The sequence below is a fragment of the Bythopirellula goksoeyrii genome (genome assembly GCF_008065115.1).
GTDB classification, from domain to species: Bacteria; Planctomycetota; Planctomycetia; order Pirellulales; family Lacipirellulaceae; genus Bythopirellula; species Bythopirellula goksoeyrii.
In genome coordinates this window covers 6433540-6446007 of record NZ_CP042913.1, presented here as the reverse complement: position 1 = coordinate 6446007, position 12468 = coordinate 6433540, and the positions used below count along the sequence as shown (strand labels likewise).

9 protein-coding genes are annotated in these 12468 nt (G+C 54.8%); 4 read left to right on the top strand and 5 right to left on the bottom strand.

Translation table 11 applies throughout. The features are described 5' to 3' along the window. The first annotated feature begins 364 nt into the window (after positions 1–364). Together Pr1d_RS25555 and Pr1d_RS25550 are read left to right on the top strand one after the other, a co-directional pair. Positions 365–871 carry a hypothetical protein gene (locus tag Pr1d_RS25555; RefSeq protein WP_148076182.1) on the top strand — a complete coding sequence of 169 codons (507 nt, stop codon included), beginning with the start codon at positions 365–367 and terminating at the stop codon, positions 869–871. 129 nt (positions 872–1000) lie between these two features. Beyond that, on the top strand, positions 1001–1486 hold the full coding sequence (locus Pr1d_RS25550; RefSeq protein WP_238476595.1) for a hypothetical protein: 486 nt from the start codon (positions 1001–1003) through the stop codon (positions 1484–1486). Here Pr1d_RS25550 and Pr1d_RS25545 read toward each other — a convergent pair. From Pr1d_RS25545 to Pr1d_RS25530, 4 genes are all read right to left on the bottom strand, one after another. After that, entirely contained in the window at positions 1483–3720 is a 2238-nt protein-coding gene (locus Pr1d_RS25545) for a penicillin acylase family protein (RefSeq protein ID WP_168205487.1), read from the bottom strand. The two genes, Pr1d_RS25550 and Pr1d_RS25545, sit on opposite strands and share 4 nt — an antisense overlap. Continuing rightward, positions 3713–4219 carry a GNAT family N-acetyltransferase gene (locus tag Pr1d_RS25540; RefSeq protein ID WP_148076180.1) on the bottom strand — a complete coding sequence of 169 codons (507 nt, stop codon included), beginning with the start codon at positions 4217–4219 and terminating at the stop codon, positions 3713–3715. Before Pr1d_RS25540 ends, Pr1d_RS25545 begins: the two co-directional genes overlap by 8 nt. Positions 4220–4230: 11 nt before the next feature. Next, positions 4231–4773, bottom strand: a complete 543-nt coding sequence (locus Pr1d_RS25535; RefSeq protein ID WP_148076179.1) for a nucleotidyl transferase AbiEii/AbiGii toxin family protein — start codon at positions 4771–4773, stop codon at positions 4231–4233. Positions 4774–4891: 118 nt separating this feature from the next. Beyond that, a complete protein-coding gene (locus tag Pr1d_RS25530; protein WP_148076178.1) occupies positions 4892–5614 on the bottom strand; it encodes a YebC/PmpR family DNA-binding transcriptional regulator in 723 nt (240 codons plus the stop codon). Between the two features lie 1475 nt (positions 5615–7089). Here Pr1d_RS25530 and Pr1d_RS25525 point away from each other — a divergent pair. Next, positions 7090–7647 carry an ECF-type sigma factor gene (locus Pr1d_RS25525; RefSeq protein WP_148076177.1) on the top strand — a complete coding sequence of 186 codons (558 nt, stop codon included), beginning with the start codon at positions 7090–7092 and terminating at the stop codon, positions 7645–7647. Then, positions 7644–11291: a serine/threonine-protein kinase gene (locus tag Pr1d_RS25520; protein WP_148076176.1), complete on the top strand. Its 3648-nt coding sequence runs from the start codon at positions 7644–7646 to the stop codon at positions 11289–11291. The genes Pr1d_RS25525 and Pr1d_RS25520 overlap by 4 nt, the downstream gene beginning before the upstream one ends. A gap of 62 nt (positions 11292–11353) precedes the next feature. Here the strand turns inward: Pr1d_RS25520 and Pr1d_RS25515 are convergent, their stop codons facing one another. After that, the gene (locus tag Pr1d_RS25515; protein WP_148076175.1) at positions 11354–12178 is read right to left on the bottom strand and encodes an SDR family NAD(P)-dependent oxidoreductase; all 825 of its coding nucleotides are present in this window, start codon (positions 12176–12178) and stop codon (positions 11354–11356) included. Positions 12179–12468 lie beyond the last annotated feature (290 nt).

Sequence of the window (12468 nt, the reverse complement as noted above, 5' to 3'; positions counted from 1 at the left end):
GCGGATTGGCGCTAGCCACCGGTAATTCACAGCTACCGGCGGCTAGCGCCGTACCGCTCAAATTGACTAGTTTCTCGCAGCCAGGGATCCTCGTGCGGTACTCTAATCAAGGAACACCAGAATCATAACTAACTTGGTCAAGTAAGTCAAGTATAGCACTCTGTGCCTGTTTTCGGCTATTTCGTGGAGGTTGAACCACAGAATTCAGCAAGAAACTTCCACTAGCAGTGCTGGCGATAGCGGGTGGAAACCACGATTCGGCAACAGTTTCTGTGAAACTTTGACGATTATAAGGAATATAGGACCTGCTCAAGCACGACGATTGGGCGCCACCGATTGAACACCATTTACGAGGAGCGACTTTATGAACCTCTATCACGACACTTATTTGCGAACCAAGGTGGGACTCGTGTGTGCCTGTCTGATAACTCTTGCCGCAACCGAATCCCAGGGGCAGACCTATCATGGGGGACCAGTATATTCCACGCCGGCTGCTGTGTATTTTGGCTCCGCGCAGGGTAACAATCGACAGATGATGACGCCACAACAAGCGGCGATCTCTCAGCCCGTTCAATTGACTGGCAACAAACCATTCCAAGACATTCAGCACGCTCCCACGGTGAGCCCCTACTTGAGCATGGACCTATTGGAGACCGGCACCAGCCTGCCAAACTACTACGCCTACGTCCGACCCCAGCTGCAGCAAATGGAAACCAATCAGCGCCAAGCCGAGGAAATTCGCCGCCTGAAAAAGCAGGTCCGCATGAGCAACGGGCAAGGGAGTCTCAACAAGAATCAGAATGAAGGCATGCCGACAACTGGTGGCAACAAGCAGTTTATGAATCTAGGGAACTATTTCCCAGGGCGTTAAGCGCCGGGCATACGAGACTTAGCGAAAGCCCCGGCCAAATTTGCCGGGGCTTTCTTCGTTTGCTGCTGAAACATGGTAGAATGTGCCGCGGTCTGTTGTGAGTCTTTATCCCTCAAGGAGCCACACGCCATGTTACGTACTACGAAAATCTTGTGTCTGCTGGCCCCTCTCTGCTGGACGCCGAGCGCCGCTGCCGACGAGCCTGCTGCGATTGAATCACAATCAGCACGCGACACCGAGTTAGCGAAGTCGCTGACGGGCGCCACCTTGGTGGGAAATTTTACCGTCACCGGACAAGAGAAGATCAACCCGCAAGCGGAACGCTATGAACTCACCAGCGTGAAACATCTGGAAGACGACAACTGGCTTTTCGTCGCCCGGATTCAATACGGGGATCACGACGTGACGCTCCCCATCGCTCTCCCGATCAAATGGGCCGGCGACACGCCGGTGATAACGGTCGACAACATAGGCTTTCCTGGGTTGGGAACCTACACGGCGCGTGTGATGATCTACCAGGACCACTACGCCGGCTTCTGGAGCGGCGCGGATCACGGCGGGCACTTGTTCGGGGTGGTGGAACACGGAAATGCCAAGCCGCGAGCGGGGGATTAGTAATCTTCGCCGGGGTGGTAGCTATATGCGGCGGCTTTTCGCACTTCATCTTTAGTAAACAGCTCGGGTTTCATTCGCTGCCCGGAGAGCAACTCCGCCTGGTCGAAGTAGTGGGGCGAATCAGGATCACCGCTGGTGCCGAAGGGGACGAGACTTGCGCCGCGGACACCTTCGGGCGTGAAATCCCAGGCGGCCATGTACGAGGTACCGACGATGCCGTAACGTTTGCGCTGGGAGATGACCCAGGGGATTTGCAGGCTGGGTGTGTAGTACTGAGTGAAGATGACGCCCATTGGGCCGTGGCCCCCGAGGGAGGTAAGACTGGGGGCCAGGTCTTCGAATCGAGCATCGGTGAGATCGCCGATCTGAGGCGGGCGTTGGATGCGATAGAGTTCGCCGTAGGGAACTTGCCAGGTGCCATGCAGACTCTGTAAGCGGTCCGCCGCGCGGGCGAGGGCTTCGAGTTGCTTCGCGGGCTTGTCCTGATAGAGCGAACGCATTTCTTCGCCCGGGTAGGTGATGCCGTAGAGCTGTTCGTACCATTCGTGACAGAGCGAAGCAGCGGTCGAATCGGCGGTGATGCGTGCGTCCCAAGCCAACAGGTGATCGAGGTAGGGTTGCACACGTTTGGCAAGCTGCGAGTTGTCGTGGGATAGTTGCTCCAAGTGATGCGCGAACTGGGGAAGTTCATGCCGGGCCCAATAGACTTCGGTGTCGAAGGCGGCCTGTTGCCACTCTTCGAATGTGACATTGCTCATGCCGCGCAGCATCTCCAAAGAACGCAGCGATCGGCGCGTTCGACGGTCGGCATCGCCGACCATGTAGGCGGGAAACTCCGCGCGATCGGGGTTGTGACCGTCGGTTACTTCAAAAGGAGTCGAGTTGCAATTTTGCAAGAAGCCGGCTCCCGGATTGAGAACCTGGGGCAGTTCATCCAGTCCATGGTTGCCGAGCCACTCGGTGGCTGGGTCACTTCCCTCGACTGGCTGCGTCCAATCGAAAGCGGGATTGCGACGCGGCACGCGACCTGTGTAGACAAACCATGTATTGCCGTCGCAGTCGGCATACAGCACGTTCATGTAGAGAACCTGCAAAGATGCCAAGGCACTGCGGAAGTCGGCCAGATTGCGCGACTTGATCATTCGCAGCGACTGCCGCAGGGGGACCACTTCAAAAAGCCCGGCGATCTGGGCGGCAAGCATGGTTCGCCCACCGCTGGGGGTTTCTTCTTCTGTTGCGACGATGGGGCCGTGGTGGGTCTTGCGGAAGGTGAATTGACGGTTCTCCCAGCCGCGCGATTTGCGTACGCGGATCGTGTCTTGCCACTCTTCGGCTTGACGCCAGTCGCCATCATATTCGTAGGCTAGCGGGTTGTCTGGATCTGAGAAGCGAATTCGCCAGGTGTCGGCTATATCGGGTTGATTGGTGACCAAAGTCCAGCCGAGGCGATCGTTGTGGCCCATGGCCAATACAGGACTGCCGTAAAAGCCGGCACCGGTAAAGTTCCAAGGCTCACCGCCACCCGAGCCATCGCACATAAGATGAGCTTCGAACATTTGCGCGAACCCGAACCACGGCATGTGGGGATTGGCCAGCAGGAGAGGGTTTCCTGAGTTCGTACGGCTGCCACTTAACGCCCAACCATTCGAGCCGGTGGCCGCCCAGATCTGCGGATTGCGGCGCGGCATGTAATCATCGGATAGGCCCGTGAACCGGAATGTCAGCTCCAACGCGATGTGCCGATAGTAAGCCAGCACGTGCCACGGCTCGAAATGCCGAATCAGTCGCGGTCGAACTTCGGGATGTTGCTCAAGATAGAAATTGATTCCCGCGACGAATGCCGAATATAAACTCTGCGAGACGGCATCGAGCGCTGCGAAATCTCGCTCACTGGATCGGACAATTTCAAAACTGCGATTCAGCAGATCCGAGTTGAGCCCTTTGGGGCCGACCACTTCTGAATAGCGTCCCAAGGCGAGAATGTAGGAATCTTCAAGCTGCCAGAAGTAGTCCTCCGCCTGGGCGTAGCCGTAGCCGAAGATCACGCTCTCGTCGGTCGCACCGATAATGTGTGGCACGCCATACTGGTCGCGGTGGATAGTGACTTCGGCGGCAAGCGCGCGAGAGTTGAGGCTAGGTGATGCTTTCTCTGTGGCAAATGTTGCCGAGCCAAGAACATGCCACCCCATGAAGAGCAACAAGGGAGCAGCGTAGAGTTGCCAGTTGCTAACCATCGGCATGCTCGTGGCTGGCGGCCAACGCTGCGAGTTCCTCGTCGACGATGCGGTAGCGAATCCACTCGCCTTGCGGTTTGGCGCCCAGAGAGTCGTAGAACTCGATCGCCGGCGCGTTCCAGTCGAGAACCGACCACTCTAGCCGGCCCCCTTCTCGCTGGACCGTTATCCGAGCCACCTCGGCGAGTAACTGCTTGCCAATCCCCCGACCACGATAAGAGGGTTGCACGTAGACGTCTTCCAAATAGATCCCCTCTTTCGCGAGGAAAGTGGAATACGTGGTGAAGTACAGAGCAAAGCCCACCGGTTGATCGTCCCACTCGGCGATCATGAATTTGGTCGCCGCATCGGGAGCGAACAGCGATTTCTGCAAGCTGGCTGGTGTTGCTACAACTTCGTGCGAGAGTTTTTCGTACTCTGCCAATTCAGAGATCAGCGAGAAAAGTAGTTCGGCATCGTCAGGAGTGCCGGGGCGGATATGGAGGTTTGGAGTTGGCATCGATGTCTTTTTCACTTGTGCTCTGTGGGTGGCTGCAACTGCTGTTTCACGTCTTCAGCTAAGTCACTCCACAAATGCGGATGAGATTCAACGAGGCGGGCAATGTCGGCAAGGTCCTTGATTCGCTTGCTTTGACGTCTGTCGGTTGTCCGCCACGCTTTGATTTTGCCACTGAGGGTATCCTCCAAAGAGGCGACTCGCATGAGAATGCCGTTTACGTCAGCAGGAACAGAACGCGACGGAAAATGTTGATAAAAATCCTCGGTACTCACCTGGAGGCTGATCTTCGATCGTCCTTGAAAAATGATCGACCATTCAAATCGCTCCGACTTGAAGCCCGCATCCTCCAAGAGCTTTACAGTTTTTTCCATCGCATCGGTGGTGACAACGAAATCAACATCCTGAGTCACCATGGGCTCAACAGCCCAATGGTTGACTGCCACCCCGCCGATCGCGCACCAGGCAATGTCTGCGCGCTCCAGACAATCCACCAGCCGCATCACATCGTCGGTACCGCCGGAGGTCTGCCAATCGAAAAATTGTTTTTCCGTCATGGTTGCAGTTTACCATAAATGCCGTGCGTTGGGATCACGCAAGCCTGATCGTGGGCTGAAGCGTCTCAAGAGAGTCATGTTGGTCAAGCGTCTATATCCCTAGCCAAAGCCCAGCACCTTAATCAGGAAGGATGGCATTGTGGTATACATCTTGCACGTCTTCACAGTCGTTGAGCAGGTTCATGAATTTCTCGAATACGGGCAGGTCATCGGCACTGATCTCGGTACGGGTCAGAGGTAGGTATGTTATCTCAGCTACTTCCAGTTCGGTCTCCGGCAGCGCCTCTTGCAATGCTTGCCTGGCTTTGTCGAATTCGGCGGGGGGGACGAACAAAGTCACTGTCCCTTCTTCAGATTCAACATCGCTGACGTCCACATCGGCAGTCAACATCGCTTCGAGGACTTGATCACCATCGTCCCCCGCAAAGGAGAACACTGCCATATGTTCAAACGTGTGAGCAACGGAACCCGGTGTCCCGATTTTCGCGCCGGCCTTGGTAAAGCAATTTCGCACGTCCGTGATGGTGCGATTATTATTGTCGGTCAAACAGTCGACAATCACCGCACAGCCGCCCGGCCCAAACCCTTCGTAGCGGGCCGAGGAAAAATCCTCGCCGCCGACGCCACTGGCCTTCTCGATCGCCTTTTCGATCACATGTGCCGGTACTTGATCGCGTTTGGCTTTGTCGATCAAGCTGCGCAAAGCCGAATTGCCTGCCGGATCGCTGCCGCCATTCTTAGCAACGACGTACAACTGCTTACCATACTTGGAGTAGACCTTGGTTTTTTGCGCAGCCGTCTTGGCCATCGACACTTTGCGAACTTCAAATTTTCTGCCCATGGCGTTTGTCTCTTTACGGACTGTGAATGGTTGAGGGCTGGATTATAGCCAACTCGCTAGGGGAAGGAATGGGGAGTTGGTTCGAGGAACTTGGCTGTAATTTTTCCTATGCTACAGAGGAATTCTTGTGGTTAGTGGTTGGTGGTGAGTGGGTGGAAAGCTCACGATTCTTTTTCGATCCTGCGCACCGCGGGAGGGGTTTTGTCGGCGTACATTTTGTCGAAAACTTTTTCTACAAAACAAAACCCCCTCTCCATCGGTCGGTCCGGTGGGCTTCAACTCGTTGGCCGATCACGACTTGCGCGAATCACGTTGCCTCGGGAGCGGCGAGGTTTTGAAAACAGAACCCCACCAAACTGGCCGCTCCTTGCTCGTCCAAACCGCCAAACTCCTCCAGCGCGCGGACCTAGCGCGAGCGATCCCGCAATGCTTTGCGAGCGCTGGTGCGCTGCTATGACATACTGCATGCTCCATTATCCAAATGCCATGGAGGAATTCCACAACGATTATTGGGCCAGCAATTTTGGGGACAGGGGATGGGGACGGAGGACTGAAATAGGCGCGAGGCGACCATTGGCTAGCCGCGAACGTGCGTGACCGGAAGGGGCTTGGGATCTAATGTATCGCGACTCTCCGAGTCGCATCTGGTACGTAGTGCCGATCCCAAAACGTAGAATAGGACCCCGTCCCGTTTGGACCAATGCTCTAAATCTCGGGTCGGGGACCCAAGCTACTTCTGAGCAAAATCGGTTCTGGGATAGGAGGGGTTCTTTGTTACGACTCGGAGAGTCGTGCTACAACGGGATGGGGATTTCTAGTTTTTTCGTTTTGCAGGTGTAGCAGCGGACAAATGAAGCGATACAGTGGGAGAGCATCACCAACAACAGCCACACCACGATGCAGCTTAGGACGATGATTTTGCAGGAGTTCGGAGGTTGATTCGTGATTTCGGTGTTTACGGCCGAACGCAGATTCGAGTTGCCATGGATCGCATGTATCGTCGGATTGAACATCTCCCCAACATTAGACGCAGGACACGCCCTCATTGGACAGGAAGGGTGTAGTCGATGCGGGTTTCGCTAAACAGAGCCTGGTTGTTGCCAATCTGGTGGCGCAACTACATAGTCGCCACCACCTCCCTCAGTTTGAGGCGAGGCTAAGTCACATCGGATGGTCCAACCTCTATCTAATCTGAGCTTCGCGAACTGCGTTCGCTTTTCTTACCTCCGCGGCTTAACGGCGACACCGGGGGCACTACCTTTACGCAGCCACGCTACCCAGAGCCGTTAAGCGATTATTAGATTTATGTATCTGAAAGACAACCAATCGACTATGTTCGACCCAATCTACGGCACTGGTCTGTTGTAGGGGAAGCAATACTGTTCACTTGTGGATTGTGGTATGATAGGGCATAGCACACCAAACGGGGACACAAGAGTTCCCAATCCTAATCCGAGACCTTATGCAGCAATTCAATGCCTATCGATGACAACATTTCTGTCTGGCTAGAACAGCTTAAACAGGGAGACCGGGAGTCCGTCAAGCCGCTCCTCGACCAGTACTTTCAACGGCTCGTTGGCCTTGCGGCGGCGCGAATGAGAGGGCAGGCACATTTGGGTGGCTACGAGGAAGATGTAGCTCTCAGCGCCTTCAAGAGTCTGTGCCTGGGCGCTGAAAAGGGGCGTTTCCCCGATTTGCAAGACCGTGATGAACTGTGGCGGCTGCTGGCTGTCATTACGATTCGAAAGGCCATCGACTTGCGACGTCGCAAGCGGCTTGATCTTGCCTCAGACCAAGAAATGCTGCAGGCGTTTCTTGGTCGTGAACCCTCTCCAGAAGAGGTCCACGAGATGAGCGACCAGGTTCTTGCTCTGCTAGACAAACTGGGAGATCCGGAGTTAAGAAAGATCGCGCTCTGGAAGGTTGAGGGATATACCAACGAAGAGATCGCCCAGCGGCTTAGCTGCGTCGTCCGCACCGTAGAACGAAAGCTACACCAGATCCGCCTTGCCTGGCAAAGTGAGTCAGCGTGAGTGAATCTTCGTCCCACATTTATGAACAGCTTCCTGCCAATCAGGTTGCGATAGTCAACCAGTTCTGTGATCAGTTCGAACACGCTTGGCGTCAGGGTGAAACACCAGCCATCGGGGACTATCTTTCCACAGCGCCAGCATCGGTCCGCAAAGTTTTGTTACACGAACTTGTCCTCATCGACGCAACCTACCGCAAACAAGCAAGCGTTGCGTTCGATGTGAGTGATTCTTATCAGCAATTCCACGACCTTGATCAGAGTTGGCTTGCGGAGAATATTCCCACCGCGGTTTCTATTCATCCGAAGGACAAGTCAGACCTCGACCCACCAATGTCGACGAGGTACGAAATCATCAATGAAATTGGACGAGGCGGTATGGGTATCGTTTATCAAGCCCGGGATCGTCGACTGGGGCGCAAGGTATGCTTGAAATCTCTACACCCTGAAACGAGTCGAAGTCCTGAACGGCTGGCGCGATTTCGTCGCGAAGCTCGAGTTGTCAGCTCGCTCAACCATCCTAATATCTGTACGATCTACGAGTTTGAAGAGCATGACGACCGGCCGTATCTCGTATTGGAATGGATCGAAGGAAATACGTTTCGCGAACTTGAGCGTCAAGGATGTGATCTGCGGCGTTTGCTAGGCTTGATGACTCAAGTGGCGAGGGCCCTGGACGCCGCACATGCCGCCGGTGTGGTCCATCGCGACATTAAACCAGAAAACCTTATGGTCCGTGGCGACGGATTGGCAAAGGTTCTCGACTTTGGACTAGCAAGACTTGTTGAATCCGAGCCATCGAACGTAAGTCTTACCGACGATCAAACTGCTGAAGGAGCGTTGCTCGGCACGGCGAAGTACATGTCTCCCGAGCAAGCCCGTGGCGAGCCAGCTACCGCCGCGTCCGATGTTTTTTCCCTTGGGATCGTGTTGTATGAACTGGTGACGGGGCGACACCCTTTCCCCGGCGCTTACCTAGCGGGCATACTCAACGCTATCGTAGAAACCGATCCTGCGCCGGCACTGACAGTAAACTCTGTCCTTGATCCTCAGCTCGTCACACTGGTCAGCCGAATGTTGGAGAAGATCCCAGAGGATCGGCCAACCGCCGCCGACGTTGTGGCCTTGTTGGGCAGCATTGACTCGCTTGCTGAGGATCAAGGGATCTGTTTGTCCGATTCCACAACAACAACAGCGCAACTCATTGTGGGGCGAGAATCCGAGCTGCAAGAAATACGCTTGGCGTGCACTGCAGCGGAGGGGGGGCGGGGTGGAGCCGTCTTCGTTAGCGGCGAAGCTGGTATCGGCAAGACGACTCTGCTCAAGGGATTTGCAAACAACGTTGCCAGACGCAAGGGATTTATCTTTCTGCATGGCCAGTGCTCACAGCGGTTGTCTACGTCGGACGCATACCTACCTGTTCTAGATGCACTAGCCCGGTGTAAAGACGGGCCCGATGGGCGTTTCGTCGAAGAAATGTTGAAGTCTAAGGCACCCGCGTGGGAGGCACTGACGGCATCCAGCACGGACGCGCTCGCACGGCTCTCGACTGAGAGTGGGCCGTTGTCTCAAGGCCGAATGAAACGCGAGTTTCGCACCCTACTTAGTGCGCTATCGCAACGACGTCCCGTTTTGCTGCTTCTCGACGACCTGCACTGGTCCGATGCATCAACCGTCGATCTTCTCAGCTACGTCGGGCAAGACTTGCAGGATATGCGTTTGCTGATCCTTGGTGCCTACCGAACGACGGAATCCGCACTCGAAAACCATCCGTTCGAGCGTCTCCGACGAGATTTTGTCGCTCGGGGTCAAGGTCGCGATAGCACATTGCCCTTTCTTAATTGTGACGAGATCGTGCTCTTTCTGGAACGTCATTTTCCAGCCCACCGTTTCCCCGATTCATTTGCCGAATTTCTCCATCGCCGGACGGAGGGTAGCCCTCTGTTCCTCCAAGGCCTGGTGCGATATTTGCAAGACCGCAAAGTGGTTACGCAGGAAGATGATCGCTGGATTCTTACGCAGGACCCGCTCACACTAGGTCACGAACTTCCTGATTCGGTTGCCAGTCTGATCGATACGACGTTGGATCAGCTTAAGGAAGAAGACCGACATCTATTGCAGGCGGCCAGCGTACAAGGGTCTGAATTCGACAGTGCCGTCGTCGCGGACGCACTGGAAATTGATCGTGCAGCGGCCGAAGAGCAGCTTCAGCGCATCGAGCAAGTGTACGGTTTGATACGCACGGTTGAAGAGACTGAATACAGTGACGGAAAGCTGACACTTCGGCACGCGTTTGTGCACGTGCTCTTTCAGGAGGCTTTATACGCAGCGATCACGCCGGCGCGGCGTGCTGGGTGGAGCCTGGAGATCGCCCGAGTCCTGGAAGAACTCCACGGTCGGCGTGCAAAGGGAATTGCTCTCGAACTTGCCTTTCTCTATGAAGCGGCACGCGACTTTCCGAGTGCTATTGAATGGCTACTGCAAGCGGCACGTCAGTACGTGATGATTGGGGCAAATTGCGAGGCAGCAGAGACTTGCCATCGGGGATTGCGGTTACTTGAGAAGCTTCCACCCACGTCGGAACGCGATCAGACGGAATTGGAACTGCAGTTCACCAGCGGATTTGCGGAAACCTACGTGCGTGGTTACGGCTCCAGTCAATCTTTGCTGGCGTACCATCGAGCTCTAGAGCTGTGTGAGCGTCAACCTCCGACGAAAGAGCAATTCTCGGTGTTGCATGGGATCTGGGTATATCATTCGGCGAGAATGGACGCAGAGAATGTTGCTACGCTGGAAGAGCGAATTGTGCAGTTAGCAAATCACTTGGGGCTGCCCTGCTATCACTATGCTGCGAACACAACGATCGTGCTGAGTCTCATGCACCAAGGTAAGCTTGAGCTTGCGGAGAAACATCTTCAATTGGCGCAGTCCGTCAGCGAATACTCAGTAGACGACGATCGCCACTTCATCGAGCAGATGTGCATGCCATTTGGCCCTGCGTTTCATACTGCTCGTTCCTGGCTCCGTCAACTCCAAGGTCGCGAGGAGGAGGCGCTCGCGGAAACGGCAACCGCGGTAGCTTGGGAAGATGAGCTGGGCGTGCCGCAATTCCAGGTTTCATCGTGGTACGCAACTTTGCACTATCTGCAGCGCAATGCGGGGCAAGCTCTCTATTGGGCACGAAAATCGATTGAGTTCGCCCGCCGCGCCGATTTCGATCACTATCTCGACATGGCAAGCATCATCGAGGCCTGGGCAGTAGAAATCGGCGAAGTGGGCGACCGGCTGAATCGTGCATCACTCGTCGAAGCAGTCCTGAAGGACATGCCTGATAATCGAGACGAGAGAATTCGATTTGGATCACCGCTGCAAACGTGCATGCTTGGCGAAGCACTCGCGTCGCTTGGCCGCCACGATGAGGCGCGAGCGGCATTCACTGATTCTTTGACCTTCGGTCGCGAAAACAACGTGAGATGGTGGGAGGCGGAAACGCTGCGCCAGCTCGGCCTGCTATACGAACAAGCCTTTGACAATTTGGAGCAAGCGGAGGCGAACGTTCGCGAAGGTCTTGTTCTGGCTGAAAATCAAGGAGCAAAGTTGCTCGTTCGACGATGCCTTGATGATCTGAAACGCCTGGAAGCACTTTGACCCCCAACTCTTAACCCAGACTCTCCCGACCGTTGTGATCGACCTGCAACCGATAGGAAGCACTAATTGCTAAAGTCCTCACGCAATCTAAGTTTGCTTGGAGGACGTCGATCTAGAACGATTTCCACTCCAGTGAGGTGCGAGGAGTCGTCCGACGCCAGATACATGATCGTTCGAGCTACCTCTTCAGGGGTAAAGAATTCCTGCGAAGGTGTACCGTTGGAAATGGCCGCGAATGCTGCTTCCGTTCCGCCGTGTTGCTCGGTCAGGGACTGAAAGAACGGCTCTTTTTCCCACATCGGGGTCTTCACACCGCCTGGCGTTACGATATTAACACGGACGCCCGTGCGAGCATCCGCACATTCGATAGCGGCGGTTTTTGAAAAGAGTCGGACAGCCGATTTGCTTGCGCTGTAGTTGCTGGCTCCCGCACTTGGCGTAATGCCTGAGACAGAAGCAACGTTGACGATGCTGCCGCCCCCGCTATTGGCCATTACGTGAAGTGCGGATTTAGTCCCTAGAAACACTCCGTCCAGGTTAACAGCCATCACGCTGCGCCACTCATCAAAAGCCATTTCCGAAATATGTTTAGATTTCGAAATCCCAGCATTATTGACAAGCACGTCCAGCTTGCCATGACGATCAACTATTTCATTCATGACCGAGTTCCACGTCTCTTCAGAAGTCACATCAAGTTGGACGGCTTCTGCACTACTTCCGTCTTGTGAGATTACTTGCGCGACTTTCTGTGCAGCGTGGAGGCTGGCATCGGACACGATCACTGTCGCACTCTCACTGGCGAAAAGCTGGGCCGTAGCTTTGCCAATGCCTGACCCCGCGCCAGTAATCAGTGCAACCTTGTCCTTTAGCTTTCCGTGCATTGTCATTGGTTTTATGAACTTTCTGGACCTCTTCCGAAATTCCAATAGCGCGGCTACCAATGCAACGAGTCGCCGCGAAATACCTACCGTTCGAGGCGTGTCAGTTGTTCATTACTAACCGACTCGGTGAGAACCACGGGCAGTATTGTAAGCAGAAGAATTCTAGGCAATCTTCCTTAGCTCTGCAATTCGCGTCGTGGTTAGGCATGGCTAACCGCCAGTTATCAAAGTTAGCCATCGAAGAACATGTGGCCGAGCCGAACGCCAAACTTTGATGTTCCTAACAGTGATTTTGG